This window comes from Pseudonocardia kujensis (assembly GCF_021283305.1).
Lineage (GTDB): Bacteria > Actinomycetota > Actinomycetes > Mycobacteriales > Pseudonocardiaceae > Pseudonocardia > Pseudonocardia kujensis.
The window spans coordinates 261,345-282,437 of record NZ_JAJSOK010000001.1 but is presented as its reverse complement, the minus strand read 5'-3'; the positions used below and the strand labels follow the sequence as shown (position 1 = coordinate 282,437).

Annotated in this window: 13 protein-coding genes; 4 read left to right on the top strand and 9 right to left on the bottom strand. The window is 75.3% G+C overall.

Features of this window, described 5'->3' with window-relative positions:
• Nucleotides 1-13 precede the first annotated feature (13 nt).
• From LWC35_RS01365 to moeA, 4 genes are all read right to left on the bottom strand, one after another.
• On the bottom strand, nucleotides 14-2,353 hold the full coding sequence (locus tag LWC35_RS01365; RefSeq protein ID WP_372462981.1) for an AAA family ATPase: 2,340 nt from the start codon (nucleotides 2,351-2,353) through the stop codon (nucleotides 14-16).
• 199 nt (nucleotides 2,354-2,552) lie between these two features.
• Nucleotides 2,553-3,560 (bottom strand): CDP-alcohol phosphatidyltransferase family protein, encoded by a 1,008-nt coding sequence (locus LWC35_RS01360; RefSeq protein ID WP_232867987.1) that lies wholly within the window; start codon nucleotides 3,558-3,560, stop codon nucleotides 2,553-2,555.
• A complete protein-coding gene (locus tag LWC35_RS01355; protein WP_232867986.1) occupies nucleotides 3,557-4,465 on the bottom strand; it encodes a phosphatidylserine decarboxylase in 909 nt (302 codons plus the stop codon). Before LWC35_RS01355 ends, LWC35_RS01360 begins: the two co-directional genes overlap by 4 nt.
• A gap of 500 nt (nucleotides 4,466-4,965) precedes the next feature.
• Entirely contained in the window at nucleotides 4,966-6,213 is a 1,248-nt protein-coding gene (moeA, locus tag LWC35_RS01350) for a molybdopterin molybdotransferase MoeA (RefSeq protein ID WP_232867985.1), read from the bottom strand.
• Nucleotides 6,214-6,411: 198 nt separating this feature from the next.
• Here moeA and groL point away from each other — a divergent pair, with 198 nt between their 5' ends.
• Entirely contained in the window at nucleotides 6,412-8,040 is a 1,629-nt protein-coding gene (groL, locus tag LWC35_RS01345; RefSeq protein ID WP_232867984.1) for a chaperonin GroEL, read from the top strand.
• A 423-nt stretch (nucleotides 8,041-8,463) separates the two neighbouring features.
• Here groL and LWC35_RS01340 read toward each other — a convergent pair whose 3' ends face one another.
• From LWC35_RS01340 to LWC35_RS01320, 5 genes are all read right to left on the bottom strand, one after another.
• Nucleotides 8,464-8,916, bottom strand: coding sequence for a hypothetical protein (locus LWC35_RS01340; RefSeq protein WP_232867983.1), 453 nt, complete (start codon nucleotides 8,914-8,916; stop codon nucleotides 8,464-8,466).
• An 863-nt stretch (nucleotides 8,917-9,779) separates the two neighbouring features.
• On the bottom strand, nucleotides 9,780-10,637 hold the full coding sequence (locus tag LWC35_RS40040) for a DUF559 domain-containing protein (protein WP_232867982.1): 858 nt from the start codon (nucleotides 10,635-10,637) through the stop codon (nucleotides 9,780-9,782).
• Nucleotides 10,638-11,456: 819 nt separating this feature from the next.
• Nucleotides 11,457-11,708: a PspC domain-containing protein gene (locus LWC35_RS01330; RefSeq protein WP_232867981.1), complete on the bottom strand. Its 252-nt coding sequence runs from the start codon at nucleotides 11,706-11,708 to the stop codon at nucleotides 11,457-11,459.
• Nucleotides 11,709-11,783: 75 nt separating this feature from the next.
• Nucleotides 11,784-11,996 carry a hypothetical protein gene (locus tag LWC35_RS01325; protein ID WP_232867980.1) on the bottom strand — a complete coding sequence of 71 codons (213 nt, stop codon included), beginning with the start codon at nucleotides 11,994-11,996 and terminating at the stop codon, nucleotides 11,784-11,786.
• 115 nt (nucleotides 11,997-12,111) lie between these two features.
• Nucleotides 12,112-13,773 carry a DNA repair helicase XPB gene (locus tag LWC35_RS01320; protein WP_232867979.1) on the bottom strand — a complete coding sequence of 554 codons (1,662 nt, stop codon included), beginning with the start codon at nucleotides 13,771-13,773 and terminating at the stop codon, nucleotides 12,112-12,114.
• A gap of 538 nt (nucleotides 13,774-14,311) precedes the next feature.
• On the opposite strand from LWC35_RS01320, the gene LWC35_RS01315 reads away from it, so the two are divergent.
• The 3 genes from LWC35_RS01315 (at nucleotide 14,312) to LWC35_RS01305 (ending at nucleotide 21,057) form a co-directional block, all read left to right on the top strand.
• Entirely contained in the window at nucleotides 14,312-19,801 is a 5,490-nt protein-coding gene (locus tag LWC35_RS01315) for a nitrate- and nitrite sensing domain-containing protein (protein WP_232867978.1), read from the top strand.
• 67 nt (nucleotides 19,802-19,868) lie between these two features.
• Nucleotides 19,869-20,291: a roadblock/LC7 domain-containing protein gene (locus LWC35_RS01310; protein ID WP_037048693.1), complete on the top strand. Its 423-nt coding sequence runs from the start codon at nucleotides 19,869-19,871 to the stop codon at nucleotides 20,289-20,291.
• Nucleotides 20,292-20,370: 79 nt separating this feature from the next.
• On the top strand, nucleotides 20,371-21,057 hold the full coding sequence (locus LWC35_RS01305) for a DUF742 domain-containing protein (protein ID WP_232867977.1): 687 nt from the start codon (nucleotides 20,371-20,373) through the stop codon (nucleotides 21,055-21,057).
• Nucleotides 21,058-21,093 lie beyond the last annotated feature (36 nt).

The following is a 21,093-nucleotide window of genomic DNA, read 5'->3' as shown; positions in this document are numbered from 1 at the left end:
GTCGAGGGCCCGGTCAGTCCGCGGCGCGCCGGGCGGCGTACGCCTCCAGCTCGGCGACCTGCACCGGGTCGAGGCTCGGCGGGACGGCCCGGCGGGCCTTGTCCAGGTGCGCGGCCGTGACCTCGGTGGCGTCGAGCGACTCCCGCATCGCGGTGAGCGCGGCCTCGCGCAGCACCGCGGCGCAGTCGGCGGCCGAGTAGCCCTCGAGCTCGGCGGCGAGCGCGGCGAGGTCCACGTCGGCGGCCAACGGGGTGTTGCGGCCGGCGGCGCGCAGGATGTCCGCGCGGGCCTCGGCGTCGGGCGGCGGCACGAAGACCAGACGCTCCAACCGCCCGGGGCGCAGCAGCGCGGGATCGACCAGCTCGGGTCGGTTGGTCGCGCCGACCACCACGACCTCGCGCAGCGGCGTCGCCCCGTCGAGCTCCGTGAGCAGGGCGGCGACCACCCGGTCGGCCACGCCGGAGTCGGTGGAGCCGCCCCGCCGCGGGGCCAGCGCGTCGACCTCGTCGAGGAACACGAGCGCGGGTGCCGCGTCCGAGGCCTTGCGGAACAGCTCGCGCACCGCCCGCTCGGACTCGCCGACGTACTTGTCCAGCAGCTCGGCGCCCTTCACCGAGAACACGTTCAGCTGCCCCGACCCGGCGAGCGCACGCAGCAGGAAGGTCTTGCCACCACCGGGCGGGCCGTAGAGCAGCACGCCGCGCGGCGCCTCGACGCCGAGCCGGGCGAAGGAGTCCGGGTAGCGCAGCGGCCAGAGCACCGCCTCGGTGAGCGCCTGCTTCACCTCCGTCATGTCGCCGACCTGGTCCAGGGTGATCCCGCCGGTCTGCAGGGTGCCGGTGGAGGACATGGAGATCGGGCGCACCGACCCCACCGCGCCGAGCAGGTCGGCCATCTCGATCCGGGCCCCGTCGGTCTCCACGACGGCCGGGGCCTGGGCAGGGTCCGCCGGACCTGGCGCGGCGTCGTCGGCGACGGCCGGGGCGGGGACGTCGTCCGGGCCGCTCCCGGCCCCGTGCCGCAGCGCCGCCGTCACCGCGGCCTCGCGGCGGACGGCGGCCAGGTCGGCGACGACGAACCCGGGGGCCCGCGCGGCGACCGCGCCGAGGTCGACGTCGTCGGCGAGCGGGACGTCGGCGAGCAGCCGACGCAGCAGGTCCGCCCGCACGGACGCGTCCGGCAGGCCCAGGCCCAGCTCCCGGTCGGCCAGGTCCGGCGCCCGCAGCCGGGGGTCGACGGCCTCGGGCGCGGCCGTCGTGGCGACGAGGGCCAGGTTCGGCGTGCCCACCGCCTCCCGCAGGCCGTCGAGGACCAGCGTGGCGAGCGGCGGCGGCGAGGCGGCGGGCAGCAACGCGTCGACGTCCGTGACCAGCAGGACCACCGGCCGTCCTGCCGCGGCCTCGCCGCGGGCCCGGGTCAGGCACTCCTGGACCCGCACCGCGGCCGACGCCGCCTCCAGCGCCGCGACCGCCGGACCGGGCAGCTCCACGGTCTCGGCCCCGACCGCGCCGGCGACGCTGCGGACCAGCGTCGTCTTGCCGACGCCCTCGGGCCCGGTCACCAGCACCCCGAGCCGGGGCGTCCCGCCCAGCCGGACCAGCAGCTCGGGCCGGGAGAAGGTCAGCTCCAGCCACTCGACGAGCCGGCGCGCCTGCGCGGTGTGGCCGACCAGGGCGTCGAGCGGGAGCGGGGGCTCCGTGGTCTCGGCCGGAACGGGCGCCGCGGGTGCCGGGGCCGTCCGCGGCGCGGCCGGCCTGGTCGACGGCCTCGGTTCGGCCTGCGGGGAGTCCGCGGTCGTCGGTCCGTCCAGCCAGCCGACGACGGTCGTCGGGTGCACCGAGACCGGCCCGGGCGGATCGGTCTGCGACACGGTGACCAGCTCGCTGGTCCACGCCCCGCCGATCGCCGCCGCCAGGGCGCGGCGGGCCCTCGGGACGTCGGCGCCGGGCGGCGGGGCGATGTCCTGCGGCAGCAGGGAGACCGCGTCGCCCCCGGTGAGGACCTTGCCGAGCAGCGCGAGCCGGGCCGTGGCCGGCGGGACGGCGCTGCGCACCAGCCGCGAGCCGGCGAGCACCACCCGCCGGGCCGGGGCCACCGCCACCGGCCCGACGACCACGGACGCCCCGTCGGTGAGGCCGGCATTGGAGAGCGTGACGTCGTCGAGCAGCGCCTGGCCGGCCGCGGCCGCCGGGTCGCCGGCCACGGCCAGGGCGCTGGTGACCCGGGCGCCGGTGAGCGTGACGGCGTCCCAGCTGCGCAGGTGCAGCGCGTCGAGGACCTCGGGGTGGAGCCGCACGACCCCGCGCCGGGCGTCGACGGCGGACGTGGCGAGGCGGGCGACCAAGGTGATCACGGGCACCGGGTAACCGTATCGACCGGCCCGAACCCCGCCCGCGGGTCAGCGCAGAGGACCGCTCCGCAAGCTCCGCTCAGCACCGAGGTTCGCTCCGCAAGCTCCGCTCAGCACCGAGGTTCGCTCCGCAAACTTCGCTCAGCACCGAGGTTCGCTCCGCAAGCTCCGCTCAGCACCGAGGTTCGCTCGCAAGCTCCGCTCAGCGCCGCCGCAGCCCGCGGCGTCGTTCGGTGCTGGGCATCCGGCGCGCCTGCCCGCCCAGCGGGCGCATCGGGCGGATCGGGCGCGAGGGGCCGGAGTCGAAGGGCTCGACGGGATCCTCGGCGCTGCGGCGTCGCACGATCCCGCCCATGCCGCGGGCGACCGCCATCGTCCGGCCGGCGACCCGGCGGCGCAGCGGCGGCCGCAGGCCCAGCCGGCGGGCGGAGCGGGCGGCCCGGGCCACGGCGCGACGCTCGCGCACCGGCACGCCCCACGCCTCCGGGTGCCGCTCCAGCCACTTGTAGCGGTAGACGGTGTACGGGATGAGCAGCAGGTAGCCGATGCCGATGAGGGCCATCCCGAGGAACGGCGCGGTCAGCAGGATCGCCGCGGCCACCCCGACCAGCACCAGCAGCGGCGCGATCCACCGCGGCCGCACCCGCGCCGTCTTCAGGGAGAGCGTGGGGATGCGGCTGACCATCAGCGCCGCGGTGCACAGCGCCCACACCCCCACCGTGATCGGCGACGACCACCAGCCCGGCCCGAAATGCAGGAAGAGGTACAGCGGGATGCCCGCCGTGAGCGCCGCCGCCGGGGCCGGGACGCCGACGAAGAACTCCTTGGCGAACGGCGGCTGGTCCTCGTCGTCGATCAGGGTGTTGAAGCGGGCCAGCCGCAGGGCCATGCAGACCGCGAAGATCAGCGCCACCACCCAGCCGAGCCGGGTGCCCTGCAGTGCCCAGATGTAGAGGACGAGCGCCGGCGCGACGCCGAAGGACACCAGGTCCGCCAGCGAGTCCAGCTCCTGCCCGATGCGGCTGCTGGCGTCGAGGAGGCGGGCGAGGCCGCCGTCGAGGGCGTCGCACAGCGCGGCCGCGCCCGCAGCGGCGATGCACAGCTCGAACCGGCCGTGCAGTGCGAAGTTGACCGCGGAGAGCCCGGCGCAGAGCGCGAGCACGGTGACCGCGTTGGGCAGCAGCCGCACGCCCGCCTGGTAGGTGTTCACGGCCGGCCCTTCTCCGTGCCGTTCCCCACGCCGCCGCCCGTCCCGACGGCCTCCTTCTCGGCGGCCTCCTTCTCGACGGCCTCCTTCTCGACGGCGTCCTTCTCGGCGGCGTCCTTCTCGACGGCGAGGTCGGCCAGCACCGTCTCGCCGCCGATGGTGCGCTGCCCCACCGACACCTCGGGGGCGACGCCCGGCGGGAGGTAGGTGTCGACGCGCGAGCCGAACCGGATGAGCCCATAGGTCTCGCCGGCGGCGACCTCGTCGCCGGGCTTCACGTCGCAGCGGATGCGCCGCGCCAGCAGCCCGGCGATCTGGACCACGCCGACCAGGTGCCCGGTCTGGGTCTCCAGGACGAGGGCGTTGCGCTCGTTGTCCTCGCTGGCCTTGTCCAGGTCCGCGGAGAGGAAGGCGCCGGGCCGGTACTCGACCGAGCGGATCCGGCCGTGCATCGGGATGCGCTGGACGTGCACGTCGAGCACGGAGAGGAAGACGCTGACCCGGGTGACCGGCTCCCGCGGCAGGTCCAGCTCCGCGGGCGGCACGACCTCGGAGATCAACGCGACGGTGCCGTCGGCCGGGGCGAGGACGGCCCCCGGGCGCGGCGGCGGCACGCGGCGCGGCGCGCGGAAGAACGCGGCGGTCGCGGCGGTGGCCAGCAGGCCCACGCCGGCGCCACGGCCCGTCAGCAGCCGGACGGCGCCGGCCGCGGCCGCGACGGCGGCGATGACCGGCCGGCCGCCGGGGTGCAGCGGCGGGACGGCCTCGCGGACCAGCGTGGCGGCGTGCCGCAGCGGGCTCTCGCCGCCGGTGGCGGGCGGTGCACCCGCCGGATGCAGCTCGGGCCTGTTCTCGGGGCCGGCCCCGGGGGCGCCCGGGGACGGGGTCGCGGGGGTGGTCGCGGCCATGGTCGCCAGCGGCTCCTCGTCGGCGGCGCCGTTTCTCCCGGTCTCCCGGCCGGTGCGGGAGGGAGGGCGCGGGCGCCACGCTACTGCGATGCCGGGACGAGGTGGTGGGGCCCCTGCAGGCCCGGCCGGACGGTACGACCCGGATCAGCCCACGGGAGAAGGCTCCGAGAGGTGGTCGAGGGACGTGCACCCCGGACAGCAAAGGGCCGGGGCCGCCATCCCCCGAGACGGCGACCCCGGCCTTGGAACCGCTCGTCCGCTCCCCAGCGACGGGCGGTAGGTCCTGTGCGTCGAGAGGTGGTTTACCCGCCCCCCGCTCAAAGTATCCCCAGCACCCGACCGATCGTCCAGATCAATCCCCGAGGAACTGGATGATCTGCACCGATCGGCCGAACACTCACCTGGTAAGACGTCCGGGCGCGGCGAAGTGTTGCACCCTCCGCATGTGATGCGTACCACTTTCCGGGTGACAGGGGGACGGCCTACCCCCTAAAGGCTCCTCACAGCCCGTTGTCGAGCAACCACACCTCGAGCTCGTCGCCCTGTCGGACCCCGGTCGCCTCCGCCGGCACCACGAACAGGCAGTCCGCCCTGGCCAGGGCGGCGAGCATGTGCGAGGCGGGCGACCCGACCTCGCCGACCGTGCCGTCCCGTGCGTCGAGCGTGCCTCGGCGGTACTGCACGCGCCCGGCGGGCGAACGGAGGGCGTCCCGCGAGCGGGCGGTGACCACCGGGCGCTCGGGGTACGGATGGCCCATCGCCCGGCGCAGCACTGGGCGCACGAACACCTCGAAGGAGACCTGCGAGCTCACCGGGTTGCCCGGCAACGTCACGACGGGGCAGCTGACCTCGCCGAGTTCCACCACGCCCGCCCCCTGTGGCCCGCCGGGCTGCATGCCGACCTTCACGAACTCCACGCCGTGCCCGGTCAGCGCGTCCTTCACCACCTCGTAGGCGCCCGCGCTCACCCCGCCGGAGGTCACCACCAGGTCGACGCCCGCCACGATCCGCTCGGCGAGGACCTTGCGGAACTGCTCGACGTCGTCGGGCACGAAGCGGAGCTGCTCGGCGGTCGCGCCCGCGTCGCGTACGGCGGCGGCGAGCATCGCGCCGTTGGACTCGTAGATCTGGCCGGGCGCGAGCGGCTCGCCCGGTGCCACCAGCTCGGAACCCGTGGAGAGGACGAGGACGTGCGGGCGGCGGCGCACCGGCAGCGAGTCCCGCCCGACCGCGGCGGCCACGCCGATCTGCGCGGCACCGAGGACGGTGCCGGCGTCGAGCACCACGGTGCCCTCGTGGACGTCCTCGCCGACGGTGCGCACGTGCGTGCCGGCCGCGGGTGCGGCCGAGATCGCCACGCGCTCGGTGCCGCCGTCCGTCAGCTCGACCTGGACGATCGCGTCGGCCCCGGCCGGCACGGGCGCGCCCGTCATGATCCGGGCGGCCGTGCCGGGTTCCAGCGGCGGCACGTCCGTGCGGCCGGCGGGGATGTCGGTGGCGACGGGCAGGGTGACCGGGGCGTCGGCGGTGGCCCCGGCGACGTCGGCGGCCCGCACGGCGTACCCGTCCATCGCGGAGTTGTCGAAGGGCGGCAGCGAGATGGCGGCCGGGACCGGCTCCGCGAGGACCCGCCCACGCGCCTCGGCGAGCGGCACGACCTCGACCCCGGTGGGCGACAGGAGGGCCGCGACGACGGCCCGGTGCTCCTCGACGGTGCGGGGCGGTTTCGCGGCGGTCACGCCGGTCATCCTGCCGCAGGGCCGGCACGGAGGCCGGGTCGACCCGGGCTCGGTTGCACTCGCCCACCCCGAGTGCTAAAAACGGCGCTGGCACTCGCCTATGGTGAGTGCCAGGTCGGGCCGGTGAGGCCGGCGCAGGGTTGCCGGCCGTCCGTCGCGGGCGCCGTGTTCGAACCGACGAGTCATCCCAACCGGAGGACCACCCCCATGGCGAAGCAGATCGCGTTCGACGAGGAGGCGCGCCGCGGGCTCGAGCGCGGCATGAACACCCTCGCCGACGCCGTCAAGGTGACGCTCGGCCCGCGCGGCCGCAACGTCGTCCTGGAGAAGAAGTGGGGCGCGCCCACCATCACCAACGATGGTGTGTCGATCGCCAAGGAGATCGAGCTCGAGGACGCCTGGGAGAAGATCGGCGCCGAGCTCGTCAAGGAGGTCGCGAAGAAGACCGACGACATCGCGGGTGACGGCACCACCACCGCCACCGTGCTGGCGCAGGCGCTGGTCCGCGAGGGCCTGCGCAACGTCGCCGCCGGCGCGAACCCGATGGGTCTGAAGCGCGGCATCGAGAAGGCCGTCGAGGCCGTCTCGCAGGCGCTCCTGAAGTCGGCCAAGGAGGTCGAGACCAAGGAGCAGATCGCCGCCACCGCGTCGATCTCCGCCGCCGACAAGCAGATCGGCGAGCTCATCGCCGAGGCGATGGACAAGGTCGGCAAGGAAGGCGTCATCACCGTCGAGGAGTCGCAGACCTTCGGGCTCGAGCTCGAGCTCACCGAGGGCATGCGCTTCGACAAGGGCTACATCTCCCCGTACTTCGTGACCGACGCGGAGCGCATGGAGGTCGAGCTCGAGGACCCGTACGTCCTGCTCGTCTCGTCGAAGATCTCGACCGTCAAGGACCTGCTCCCGCTGCTGGAGAAGGTCATGCAGTCGGGCAAGCCGCTGGCGATCATCGCCGAGGACGTCGAGGGCGAGGCCCTGGCAACGCTCGTCGTCAACAAGATCCGCGGCACCTTCAAGTCCGTCGCCATCAAGGCCCCGGGCTTCGGTGACCGCCGTGAGGCCATGCTCACCGACATGGGCATCCTGACCGGCGGCGAGGTCATCTCGGAGAAGGTCGGCCTCAAGCTGGAGAACGCCGACCTGTCGCTGCTCGGCCGGGCGCGCAAGGTCGTCGTCACCAAGGACGAGACCACCATCGTCGACGGTGCGGGCGACGCCGACCAGATCGCCGGTCGCGTCAACCAGATCCGCGCCGAGATCGAGCGCACCGACTCGGACTACGACCGCGAGAAGCTGCAGGAGCGCCTGGCCAAGCTGGCCGGCGGTGTCGCGGTCATCAAGGCGGGTGCGGCCACCGAGGTCGAGCTCAAGGAGCGCAAGCACCGCATCGAGGACGCCGTCCGCAACGCGAAGGCGGCCGTCGAGGAGGGCATCGTCGCCGGCGGCGGCGTCGCCCTGATCCAGGCCGGTGCGGGCCTGTTCGAGGGCCTCGGGCTGGACGGCGACGAGGCGACCGGCGCGAACATCGTGAAGGTCGCCCTGGAGGCGCCGCTCAAGCAGATCGCCGTCAACGCCGGCCTCGAGGGCGGCGTCGTCGCGGAGAAGGTGCGCAACCTCCCCGCGGGCGAGGGCCTCGACGCGGCCACCGGTGAGTACAAGGACCTGGTCAAGGCCGGCATCATCGACCCGGCCAAGGTCACCCGCTCGGCGCTGCAGAACGCGGCGTCGATCGCGGCCCTGTTCCTCACCACCGAGGCGGTCATCGCCGACAAGCCGGAGAAGAACGCCGCTCCGGCCGGCGACCCGACCGGCGGCATGGGCGGCATGGACTTCTGAGTCCTGCCACCTGGTTCGTCCCGCAGGGGCGGTGGGCTTCGGCCCGCCGCCCCTGCGGCGTTCTCGGGCCTCCCGCCCGGCGGCGGGATGCGGAGCCGGTCAGCGGCCGGGCTGCTCGTCGGCCGGCTGCTCGACGGCTCGGCGGCTGGGCGGTTCGGCGGGCTGGACGGTTCGGCGGGTCCTGCGGCTGAGTAGCCCGACGTTCAGCGGCTCGGCGGGCCGGGCCGCTCGCCCGGACCAGCGGGACCAGCGGTCCAACGCTCAGCGGGCCTAACGGCTCAGCGGGACCAACGGGACCAACAGGACCAACAGGACCAACAAGCCCAACGGGCCCAACGGCTCAGCGGGACCTACGGCTCGGCGGCTGGGCGGTTCGGCGCCTGGACGGTTCGGCGGGTCCTGCGACTCAGCGGGCCCGACAGCTCAGCCCGCGAGCCAGAGCGAGACGCTGCCGCCGGCCACGAGGACGGTAGGGATCAGCGCGACCAGCACCGGCCAGACCCGCCTCGCACCGCGCGTCGCGAACCAGAAGCCGACGGGCCAGGCGATCGCGACCGTGCCCATGACCGCACCGAACACCACGCCGCCCGCATCCTCCAGGCCGAGCCCGAACGCGATCCCCATCAGCGCGAACAGGGCTGGCCAGAGGGCGCAGAGGAAGGTGAGGGTGAGCCCGACGACCCGGGTGGCGAGCACGGCAGCGGGGACCGGCGCACGACCGCCCGGCAGGCCGTCGGGCAGTACCGCGGGGTGGGCGTACAGGCGGGCCGCACCGACGTCGGGGCGGCGCGGTGAACCGGCCGGTGGAGTGCCGGTTCCGGCGGCGGCCGGGTTCCACCGCGCCGCGGCGGGGTCGTGGTGCGGTGTCGTGGTCATGGACTCCGACGCTACGAAGCCGCAGGCCGCGGAACAGTCGTGCCACCACCACACCACCGGGCGGCCACCTCGTGATCCGTCCGAGCGTCACACCACGGTCGGGGCCGCAGCAGTAGCGTGTCCCTCGCCATCGTCGATCATTCTCAAAGACACCCGACCGCTTCGCCGAGAGCGTTCCCGTGACGCCCGCAGGATGATGATCCTTCCGAGCGGTCCGGGCTCGCCGTTCCCACAGCTCCGTCGCGGCGCTCGAATCCTGATCACTCCGAACGCGACGGACTCGCTGGTGCGACAGCTCCCGGTGACGCTTACATCGTGATCGTTTCGAGCGTGACGGGACCGCCGGTCCGACAGCTCTCCCGTACCGCTCGCAGCTTGGTCGCTCCGAGCGGCACGACCTCGCTGGGGCGACAACTTCCCCGTGACCCTCGCGAGAGCATGATCATTCCGAGCGGCACGGATTCATGCGTGCGACAGCTCCCCGGTGCCCCTCGGAGCATGATCGTTCCGAGCGCGACAGAGTCGCTGGTGCAGCTGCTCCTCCGTGATGCTCGCAGCGTGATCATTCTGAGCACCTCAGGAATGCTGGCGTCGCCACTCTCCAGTGACCCTCCGAGCATGCCCGCTCCGGGCAGTACAGAATCGCTAGTGCGGCGCTTCCCGTGGCGCTCAAGAAAACGTGATCGTTCCGAGCGGCACGGGAATGCGAGTGCGACAGCTCTCCTGTGGCGCCCGTAGCTTGATCGCTCCGAGCGCTACAGAATCACTGGTGCGGCAACTTCCCCGTGACGCTCGCGGAGCGTGATCGTTCTGAGCGAGACAGGATCGCCTGTCCGAAGGCCCTCTCGTGCCCCTCGGATCGATCATCGGTGGCCGGTCAGCCGCTCCGGGTCGAACCCCCGCGCCCGGCAGGCCGCCTCGAGTTCACGGCGCACCCGCGCCGCCACGCGCTCCGGGTGCCGGTGGACCTCGACCGCCGAGAACCGCACGACCCGCCAGCCCGCTCGCGCGAGGTGAGCCTCACGAGCCAGATCGCGCAGAGCGCGCGTCGGCTCGAGGTGATCGCCGCCGTTGTACTCGAACGCGAGCAGCAGCGCTGGGTAGGAGAGGTCGAGCTCGTAGGGCCCGACCGGGTGCTGCAGGACCGGGCACGGCAGCCCCGCGTCGGCGATCGCGAGTCGGATCCGGGTCTCCATCGGCGAGCCCGAGCGCCGGTCCGCGCGACGCACGATCTCCGGCAGGTTCGCGCTTCCGCGAGCACCGAGATGCCGCCGGCGTAGCTCCAGCAGTTCCGCCGGCTCGAACTCCCCCACCCTGGCCAGGGCGTCGACGGCCACGATCGCGTCCCACACCGTGCAGCGACACGCGAGGTCGAAGGCGGTGCGCCTGGCCGAGGTCACCCGCACGCCGCCGACGTCGATGGTCTCCTCCGCGAGGAGCCGCCCGCGGCGCACCCGCAGCCCCGGTTGTCCTCGCTGGGTACCACCCGGCACGACGACGTCGACGAGCGCGTCCGGCGGCCCGCACGACGCTCCGAGCAGCTCGGCCGCGGCCCAGCCACCCACCGCGCCCCGCCCCTCGACGAGCAGGTAGGCGCCTCGGGCCCGCACTGACAGGTGTGCGGGGTCGATGCCCGGCACAGCGGACACGCAGATGTCGGCGAAGAGACGGTGGAAGCGGGGCCCGCGCAGCTGCCCGGACGTCACCGCGCCCGCGGCCACCGCAGCGGAGCCTCGAAACGGTTGGTTCAGCACGTCTCTTGGACGGAACCCTGCTCCACCCCGTTCATGATCTTTCCGAGCGGGACCGGGAGGTAGCTTGAGCGACGCTCCCGTATCACTCGGATCGATCACCAGGCCGGTGATCGATCCGATGGTCACAGGAGAGTTGCGACGACAACGCTTGCGTGACCGTCGGACGGGTCTCGGACCGGGCGGCGGGCTTTCTGTTCGGGCCGGCCGCGGTGACTGCTCCGGGCGCGCCGGCCTCACCGAGCCGGCTCACCACGTGCGGGGAACCAGCGCGGACACGCAGGGCGAGGCGCCCGTCTGGGGCATTCCGGCCCGAACCGGCCGAGACGCGGGACCCGGCTCCCCGGACGTACCGACGCGCGCTACCCGAACCGCCGACTCGCGCTACCCGAGCCGCCGACTCGCGGGGGTCCAGAGCGCGGGTCGCGTGAGGTCAGAGCGCGACTCGCGGCGTCAGAGCTCCTGCCGCACGGCCCCAGAGCCCCCGACTCGCGCTACCAGAACCCTCGACCCGCTGCCGGAACCCCACCCGCGGCGTCGGAACTCCTGCCGCACGGCCCCAGAACCCCCGACTCGCGCTACCAGAACTGCCGACTCGCGGTACCAGAACTGCCGACTCGCGCTACCCCAACTGCCGACTCGCGCTACCGGAACTGCCGACTCGCGGGGGTCCAGAGCGCAACTCGCAGGAGGTCAGAACGCGACTCGCGCTCCCGGAACCCCCGACTCATGGCGCCGGAACCCCCGACTCGCGCTGCCAGAACCCCCGACTCGCGGGTAGGGGGCGGGTCACTCCTCGGGGGCGAGGAACCAGGCCGCGAGGTAGAGGACGATGCCGAAGCCGAAGCCCAGGACGGTCAGCGCGACGAGCGCGATCCGGATGAGCCCGGCGTCGACGTTCAGGCTCTCGGCGAGCCCGCCGCACACGCCGGCGAGCATCTTGTCCGAACGGCTGCGGTGCAGCCGGAAGGGCTTCTGCTCCCGAGGGGCGGGGACGACGGCCGGCTGGTCGGGGGTGGCGGTGGTGGTCTGCTGTTCCATGTCCACGAGCCTGCCGGCGCAGGGCGGCCCGCACCTCGGGGTCGGTCCCGGATCCCTCCCGGAGACCGACCCGGATCAGCGCCGGGGTCGGCGGGGTTCCGGGGTCCGGGGCGTACGCCCGCCCGTGCCCGGCCAGGACGGGTCTTGTTCGGGCGCCGGACGCGGGAGGGGGTCCTCGGGGACCTGCCGGTCCCGCAGCCGCACCATCCGGCCGACGAGCACCGCGACGACCAGGGCGACGGCCACCCAGGCCAGCACCCCGACGACGATCCAGCCGGCGACGGACATTCCTCGGCTCCCTGCCACGGTTGCGCCACCGAGTGTCCACGCCCTGGCCTTTCGGCGCACGGCCGCATCGGGGTGAGGCGGTACCCCGTCCCGGGGAACCGCCGTCACGCTCGGTTCAGCCCACTTCGGGCAGGGCCGGTCCGAGCAGGTCGTCCGCGTCCACGATGCGGTACGCGTACCCCTGCTCGGCGAGGAACCGCTGACGGTGCGCGGCGTAGTCGGTGTCGAGGGTGTCCCGCGACACGACCGAGTAGAAGTGGGCCTGCCGGCCGTCGCCCTTCGGCCGCAGCAGCCGGCCCAGCCGTTGCGCCTCCTCCTGCCGGGACCCGAAGGTGCCCGAGACCTGCACGGCCACGGTGGCCTCCGGCAGGTCGATCGAGAAGTTCGCGACCTTGCTGACGACCAGCCGCTTCAGCTCGCCGGCGCGGAAGGCGTCGAACAGTGCCTCGCGCTCCTTGTTCTTCGTGGAGCCCTGGATCACCGGGCAGTCGAGCACCTCGCCGAGCTCGTCGAGCTGGTCGAGGTAGGCGCCGATGACCAACGTCGGCTCGCCCGGGTGCCGGTCCAGGATGGCCTTGACGACGGGCAGCTTGGTGCGCGCGGTCGAGGCCATCCGGTAGCGCTCCTCGGCCTCCGCGGTGGCGTAGCCGAGCCGCTCGCTCTCCGTGAGCGTGACCCGCACCTCGGTGCACTCGGCGGGCGCGATCCAGCCCTGCTGCTCGATGTCGCGCCACGGGGCGTCGTAGCGCTTCGGCCCGATCAGGGAGAAGACGTCGCCCTCCCGGCCGTCCTCGCGGACCAGGGTCGCGGTCAGGCCGAGCCGGCGGCGGGACTGCAGGTCGGCCGTCATGCGGAAGACGGGCGCGGGCAGCAGGTGCACCTCGTCGTACACGACCAGGCCCCAGTCCCGGGAGTCGAAGAGCTCGAGGTGCCTGTACTCGCCCTTGGTCCGCCGGGTGATCACCTGGTAGGTCGCGATCGTGACCGGGCGGATCTCCTTCTTCTCGCCCGAGTACTCGCCGATCTCCTCCTCGGTGAGGCTGGTGCGCGCCACGAGCTCGCGCTTCCACTGCCGGCCCGAGACGGTGTTGGTGACCAGGATCAGCGTGGTGGCCTTGGCCCGGGCCATCGCCGCCGCGCCGACGAGCGTCTTCCCCGCGCCGCACGGCAGCACGACCACGCCGGAGCCGCCGTCCCAGAACCCGTCGACGGCCCGGGCCTGGTAGTCGCGCAGGGTCCAGCCGTCCTGGACCAGGTCGATGGGGTGTGCCTCGCCGTCGACGTAGCCGGCCAGGTCCTCGGCCGGCCAGCCGACCTTGAGCAGCATCTGCTTGAGGTGCCCGCGTTCCGACGGGTGGACGACGACGGTGTCCGGGTCGATCCGGGCGCCCAGCATCGGCGCGATCTTCTTCTGCCGGAGCACCTCCTCCAGCACCGCGCGGTCCAGCGCGGTCATGACCAGCCCGTGCGCGGGGTGGTTGGACAGCTGCAGCCGGCCGTACCGGCCCATGGTGTCGACGACGTCGACCAGCAGCGGCTGCGGCACGGCGTAGCGGGAGAAGCGGACGAGGGCGTCGACGACCTGCTCGGCGTCGTGCCCCGCGGCCCGCGCATTCCACAGCGCGAGCGGGGTGACGCGGTAGGTGTGCACGTGCTCCGGCGCGCGCTCCAGCTCGGCGAAGGGGGCGATCGCCATCCGCGCGTCGTCGGCGGTGGGGTGGTCGACCTCGAGCAGGAGGGTCTTGTCGGACTGGACGATGAGTGGTCCGTCGGTCACGCGCGGATCCCTTCGGGGGTGTCGATCGGTGCACGTCCCGCCACTCATCGTGAGCCGGGCGGTCTTCCACGGACGGTGAGCGGTCGGCGACGGCGCCACCCGATCGGGGTGATGGACGAGTCGCTCGTCCAGGGCGGGCGTCGCGCCACCTCCGGCTATGCTGGCCGGGCACTGTCCGCGGTACGTACGTGTGCCACGACGATCCTATCCCCGGCTCCGGGCGGGCGGCCTCCCCAGCGGCCGCGTGTCGCGGAAACCGCTGCACGAGAAGCGGACCGGCGGCACCCCGGGCCCGGCCTCGGCCGGGTCGGGCCGTGCGGCCGGCCCCCGACCGGAAGGCCCAGACGATCACCGCCCCGCTCCCCACCGGCGCCCCCGCACCGTCCCCGGCCTCGCCGAACACGCGTGCGAGCCGCTCGGCCACTGGCCGCTACCAGCGGGCACCTCGGCTCCGCCAGGTGCCCGCGGGGCGCGAATCGTCGGGACTCCGTGTCAAGGTCGATCAGGTCGTCGCGAGCCACATCAGGGAGACGTTGACGTGACCAGCACCGAACGCGACCCCGCGTGGTCGGAGCGGCTGAACCCCCGCAACTGGAGCCTGGCCGCCAAGCTGGTGGCCGTGGGCCTCGTGCCCACCCTGCTGGCCCTGGTGCTGGGCGTGCTGCGCATCTCCGACCAGGCGGGCGTGGCCGAGCAGCTGGGCCGGGACAACCGCCTGCTCGAGATCCGCCAGAGCGTCGCGGCCACGGCACAGGCGCTGCAGGCCGAGCGGAACAGCGCCGTGCTGTTCGTCGCCGGCGGGCGCACCGGCGACCGCGGCGCGCTCGCGGCGGCCGCGGCCGACACCGACGCGAAGCTCGGCGAGGTGCGGTCGGCGCTGGCCGACCCCGCCCTGCTCGACGCGAGCGGCACCACCGCGCTGCAGCAGGCCGAGGGCGGGTTCACCCAGCTCCCCGTGCTGCGGACCGACGTGACGGGCCCGGCGGCCGTGGTCGACGACGTCACCGCCCGCTACACGACCGTCGTCCAGCGCACGGACGTCCTGGAGCGGGCGCTGGTCCGCCAGGGCGAGACCTCGTACGCCGGCGGCCTGGGCGACGCGCTGGTCGCGACCGGGGAGGCCCGCGAGGCGCTGGCCCTGCAGCACACGGTGCTGGCGGGTGCGATCGCGGCGGGCCGGCTGACCGAGCAGGACAAGAGCGCCGTCACGGGCGCCTCCGCGGCGTTCGCCGCGGCCTTCGCGGACTACCAGGTGGGCCTCACGCCGGAGGAGTTCGCGCGCTACGGCAACTTCGCCACCGACGGTGCCAACGTCGAGCTCGAGCGGCTGCGGACGCAGATCATGGCCACCCCGACCGACCGGCCGCTCGAGGCGGACCCGGTGGCGTGGGACGCGGCGTACCAGCAGGCCGCCCAGGTCGTCGACCGCGCCGGGGCCGGCGTCGCCGACGAGCTGACCGCCACCTCAACGCAGGCGCAGGCGGACGCGAGCAACAAGGCCGGCGTCAACTCCGTACTGCTCATGCTGGGCGTGCTGCTCGGCATCGCGATCATCGTGCTGCTCGCCCGCAGCCTGATCCGCTCGCTGCGCGTGCTGCGCCGCTCCGCCCTCGAGGTCGCCGAGCGCCGGCTCCCGCAGGCCGTCGAGAGCATGCGCTCCGGCCAGCCGCTCAACGCCATGGTCGAACCGGTGCCGCTCACGGGCCGGGACGAGGTCGGCCAGGTGGCGCGCGCGTTCGACGCCGTGCACGGGCAGGCCATCCGCCTCGCCGCCGACCAGGCCGCGCTGCAGTCGAACGTGTCGAACATGTTCGTCAACCTCTCCCGCCGGTCGCAGGCGCTGGTCGAGCGCCAGCTGCAGCTGATCGAGCAGCTGGAGAGCAACGAGCAGGACCCGGACCAGCTGTCCAACCTCTTCCAGCTGGACCACCTCGCGACCCGTATGCGGCGCAACAGCGAGAACCTGCTGGTCCTCGCGGGCACCGACCTCGCGAAGCGCAACGTCGCCCCGGTTCCGGTGGTCGACGTCCTGCGCGCCGCGGTGTCCGAGATCGAGCAGTACCAGCGCGTCGTCGTGCAGCCGCCGCCCGTGGCGACGGTCGCCGGGCGCGCCGCGAGCGACCTCGTCCACCTGCTGGCCGAGCTGCTCGACAACGCCACCAACTTCTCCCCGCCGGACTCGCAGGTCGTCATGAGCACGACCCGGGCGGGCGACGGCTCGCTGCTCGTCGAGATCGCCGACCGCGGTGTCGGCATGGCGGACCACGAGCTCGCCGAGGCCAACCAGCGCCTCTCCTCCCCGGCCGCGGTCGACGTGTCGGCGTCGCGCCGGATGGGTCTGTTCGTGGTCGGCCGCCTGGCCAACCGGCACGGGCTCGGCATCCGCCTCGGCGGCGGCATGACGGGCGGCTCCGGCGGCCTCACCGCGTCGGTCACCGTGCCCGCCACGCTGGTCCCGTCGGCCGAGCCGATCGAGCGGCAGCCGGTCCGCACGGGCGCCGCGCCCGCGATCCCCGCCGGGCAGGGCGCGTCCGCGTTCGGCGGCAGCCCGGCCGCCCCGGCCCCCGGGACCGGCACGGTCCCGGCGCCGCGCCCGGGCAGCAACGGCTCCGGCCAGTCCCGGTCGCTGTCCTCCCTGGTCGCGGGCGACGACGGGCCGATGAGCCCGGCTCTGGCCCTCGGCGGCGGACGCCCGCCGTCGCCCCCGCTCAACGGGAAGGGCCTGCCGCAGCGCACGCCCGGCGGTGTGCCCCCGCGGGACGGCTCCGGCCCGGACGACGGGTTCGACGCCTTCGGCACCGGCGCGACGCCACCGGCCGAGGGGCGCGACGAGGGCTCCGCGCGAGAGCACACCGCTCCCGCGGACGAGGACGCCCGCGAGACCGGTCGGGACGGCACCGCGCCGGCCGACGGCCGCATCCCCGACGGGCAGGGCGGCCGGCAGGCGCCGGATGCCCGGCCGGCCGGCCCGGAGCGCGGGCCGTGGCCGGTCGAGAGCCTGCGGCGGCCGCTGAACGGCTCCACCGTCCCGACCCGGCCCACCAACGGACACGCCCTCCACGGCGAGCGACCGGCCGCCTCGGGCCCCGGTGACCTGACGGCGCTGCCCAAGCGGACCCCGCGCGGCGGCACGCCGGGCGACCCGGCCGACCGCACTCGCGAGCAGCACCGCCCGGCGGAACCGCAGGCCGGCGAGGAGCGCCCGCGGGGTGAGGCCCTGCGCGAGGGCCAGGACGACGGGCCGGCGACGGGCTCCGAGCGCCCGGCCGAGAAGCTCGGCCGGGGCGTGGCCGCGGCCGGTGCCGCGCTCGCCGGTGCGGCCGCGGGCCTCGCCGGTGCGGCGGGTCTGCGCAAGACCGACAAGGACTCCGAGAACTCCACCGACCACACGGCCGGCGAGGACGGCGTCGCGGCCGAGCGGACCGCCACCGGCGGCGACGCGGACGACCGCACGCCCCCCACGGGCTCGACCCGGGCGGACGCGGACACCCCCGCCACCGGCACCTCGGCGGCGACCGGGGCTCGCAAGGCGGATGACGTCGCGCGACCCGAGCCGGCGGATACCGACGGCGAGACCGACGGCGCCGCGGACGAGCCGGCCACCAGCCGGTTCCCCGTCGTCGGGGTCGACGGCCCGCGGCCGGGTGCCTTCTCGCCGACCGCCGACGCGGCCACGACGGTCCCGTCGAAGGGCGCGCCCGACGCGGCCGGTACGGACGCGCTCCGCGAGCGCACCGCCCCCACCACCGCCGACGGCCAGGGCCCCGCGGTCACGGGCAGCACGTCCGCCGCGGTCACGGACGACGAGTCCGAGGGCACCGGGCACGGGACCACGCCCCGCCTCGACACGACCCTCGCCGACGCGCCCACCGGCGCCGACGAGTCGAGCGCGAAGCGCGCTGCTGCAGCAGCGGCGCCGGACACGGACGTCGAGGAGTCGGGCACCGAGGCCGGTACCGAGACCGGGATCGAGGCCGGCGAGCGCCCCGCGAGCGACGGCACGTCCCGCACCGGGGCCGCCTTCGCCGCAGGGTCGGCCGCCTTCGCCGGCGTCGCCGGCATCCGCTCCGGGCGGGTCGACGAGACCCGCAAGGGCGCGGGGGCCGAGGACGCGTCCGAGGAGCCGGCCGCCGACGCAGGCACGGAGGCGGCAGCGTCCGGCACCGGCGCCGCGGGCGAGGCCCCCGCGGACGAGCGCACCGACCGCACCGCCGACGCCCGCATCGAGACCCCTCCCGTACCGGCCACCGGCACGGGCGCGACGGAGCGTCCAGGTTCCGAGACCCCGGGCGCGAGCGACGGCTCGGCAGGGGGATCCGTCCCGCCGTCGGTGGCGGGTCTGCCGCGGCGCACGCCCGGCGTGAACGGCGGGCAGCGGCCCAGCCGGCCGCCGTCGGCGCTGCCGCGGCGCGGCGAGGAGTCCGAGGCCCGGCCGGAGCGCCCGGCCGCGGCGGCTCCGCAGGGCGCCGCCGAGGGCACCGGGCTGCCGCGCCGGACACCGGACGGCGAGCGGCCCGGTCAGGCTCCGCCCGCCCCGGCCGCCGGTCCCGAGGGCTCGCAGGGCCTGCCTCGGCGCACCCCGGGCACGCCCGACACACCCCCGAACGGCGACCGCCCCGGTCGGGCTGCCGCCGCCGGCCCCGAAGGCCCGCTGGGCCTGTCCCGGCGGACGCCGGGCACCCCGGCCGGCGAGCGGCCCACGAGCTATCCGACCGGTCCGGCGGGCCTGCCCCAGCGCCGTCCCGGGCGCCCGATGTCGGCGTCCGTCGAGGGCACGGAGGCCCTGTTCTCGGCCTCCACGCCCGCGGACTCGAGCACCACCGGCCAGCTGCGCCGGCCGGGCGGCTTCGAGTCGCGGACGCCCGCAGGTCGCGGCCCCGGCACCAACGGCACTCCCGGCACCAACGGCGCGACACCGACCGCCGCGGGCACGGCGGGCAGCGGCGTCGCACCCGGTGTGGAGCAGACCGGCGGCGCCCCCGCCGCACCGGCGGCCGGGACGACCGGCCAGGGCCCGGCGGCGCAGGATCCGACGCAGGGCCCGGCGGCCCACACCCCGACGGCCCACAGCACGACGGCCCAGAGCACGACGGGGGCAACGGCCGGGAGCCCGACGGGGGCAACGGCCCAGGGCCCGGTGAACCCGGCCGCCCAGGACCCGGCGAACCCGGCGGCACAGCGCCCGGCGAACCCGGCGGCCTCCCACCCGGCCGCCCCGTACCGCAACGGCGGCCCCATCGCCTACGGCACCGGCACCCCCGGCGGCCCGGGCGCGACCGCCGCTCCGTCCGGCCTGCCGACCCGCCGCCCGCGCCCCGGCCCGACCGGCACCGGCCCCGCCGGCACCGGGAACGGGTCCGCCCCGACCGGCACCGGCCCGGGCACCCCGGCCCCCCCGGCCCCCCAGGGCGCCCAGGGCCCCAGCGCCTCTCTCGGCGCCGACCGGGCCGTGCCCGCGGGCGGCCCGGAGGCCGACGGCCCGTCCCGCTTCGACCTCGGCCAGACCACGCCGATCTTCGAGGAGATCGCGTCGGCCTGGTTCCGCTCGAACCGCGACGTCCCGGTCCGCTGGACGGACGGCGAGGGCGCCGAGGACGCGCCGGGCACGTCCGGCGCCCCACGTGCCGCGGGCGGACAGGCCCCGGCGGATCCGCTCCGGTCCGCGGAGCGCCCGGCGGGCGGGGACAGCGGGTTCGCCACGGCGGCGGACGAGGGCTGGCGGGTCGCCGACGCGACCGCGGCGGCCACGGCCGCCGAGTCCGAGCGTGGCGCGAGCGAGACCACGGAGGCCGGGTTGCCGAAACGCAGGCCCCGCGCGCGGCTCGTCCCGGGCAGCGCGGCAGGATCCGCGGTACTGGCTCCGCCGTCGGGGCCGGCCCGCAACGCCGAGGCCATCCGTGGTCGCCTGGCGAGCTACCAGCAAGGCGTCCGGCAGGGCCGGGAGAGCCGGCTGCGCCGCCAGTCGGCGACGGGCGGAACCGGCACCGGGCAGACCCGGAGCACGACCGAGCAGGACGAGGAGAAGTGATGATCGGGCAGGAGGCCGCACGAGCGGCCATCGGCACCGGCCCGACCGACGTCGAGGAGGCCGCGGCGTGACCGCACCACAGACCCAGCCCAGCCGGTTCGGATGGCTGGTCACCAACTTCGCGGAGAAGGTCCCCGGGGTCGCGCACGCGATCGTGGTCTCCGCCGACGGGCTGCTGCTCACGGCGTCGGACCGGCTCCCCCGCGACCGTGCCGACCAGCTGGCCGCGGTGGCGTCCGGCCTGGTCAGCCTGACCCAGGGCGCGGCGCGCTGCTTCGACGCGGGCGGCGTGGTGCAGACCGTCGTGGAGATGGACCGCGGGATCGTCCTGCTCATGTCCATCAGCGACGGCTCGTGCCTGGCCGTGCTCGCCTCGCCCAGCTGCGACATCGGCCTCATCGGCTACGAGATGACGCTGCTGGTCGACCGCGTCGGCCAGCTGCTCACCCCGGAGCTGCGCGCCGAACTGCAGGGCTCCTTCGGGCCCTGACGGCCCGGCCCGGAGCCCAGCGCGTCGATCCCATGTCCATCCGTCCGACGAACGACCGGCACGAGGCAGGTGAGGTTTCATGACCAGCGGTCCCGACGACGCACCGCGTCAGCAGGAGCCGACGTTCGCCGACGTGATGAACGGGTTCAGCCTCGACTCGGGGCGCCCGCGCAAGCGCCGCCGGTGGGGGCGCCGGCGGGACGAGGAGGCCGAACGGCAGGAGGCCGTCCAGGCGCCCCCGCCGCCGGCCCACTCGGCCACGCCGCCCCCCGGCCCGGTGCCCAACGAGGTGGCCTACTCGCAGGGTCCTCAAGGCCCTCAGGGCCCTCAGGGCGATGCGGGCTTCGCGGGTTCGGGCTACGGCGGGTACCAGACCGGGCCCATCGAACCGATCCGGGACGAGCCGCTCCCGCCCGCCGTCCCCACCGGGGCGTCGGCGGTGCGGCCCTACGCCTGGACCCGCGGCCGGACCAAGTCCGGCTTCGACCTCGCGATCGAGACGCTCGTCTCGACCAGTCCGCAGGGCCGTGAGCAGCTCGCGCTGCTGCAGATGGAGCACCGCTCCGTCGCGGACCTGTGCGACCAGCCGCGTTCGGTCGCCGAGGTCGCCGCGCTGCTGTCGATCCCGCTCGGCGTGGCCCGGGTGCTCCTCGGCGACATGGCCGGGCTGGGCGTGGTGACCGTGCACCAGACCGCGAGCAGTACCGGCAACGAGCCGGACCTCGCACTGATGGAAAGGGTGTTGAGTGGACTCCGTCGGCTCTAGTTACCCCGTCGGCGGGCCGCCGGTCGCCCCGGCTCC

Excerpts from the sequence above, each read along its gene's own strand:
- LWC35_RS01355 (WP_232867986.1), bottom strand. The coding sequence starts at position 4,465 with ATGGCCGCGACCACCCCCGCGACCCCGTCCCCGGGCGCCCCCGGGGCC.
- moeA (WP_232867985.1), bottom strand. The coding sequence starts at position 6,213 with ATGACCGGCGTGACCGCCGCGAAACCGCCCCGCACCGTCGAGGAGCAC.
- groL (WP_232867984.1), top strand. The coding sequence starts at position 6,412 with ATGGCGAAGCAGATCGCGTTCGACGAGGAGGCGCGCCGCGGGCTCGAG.
- LWC35_RS01340 (WP_232867983.1), bottom strand. The coding sequence starts at position 8,916 with ATGACCACGACACCGCACCACGACCCCGCCGCGGCGCGGTGGAACCCG.
- LWC35_RS01330 (WP_232867981.1), bottom strand. The coding sequence starts at position 11,708 with ATGGAACAGCAGACCACCACCGCCACCCCCGACCAGCCGGCCGTCGTC.
- LWC35_RS01325 (WP_232867980.1), bottom strand. The coding sequence starts at position 11,996 with ATGTCCGTCGCCGGCTGGATCGTCGTCGGGGTGCTGGCCTGGGTGGCC.
- LWC35_RS01305 (WP_232867977.1), top strand. The coding sequence starts at position 20,371 with ATGACCAGCGGTCCCGACGACGCACCGCGTCAGCAGGAGCCGACGTTC.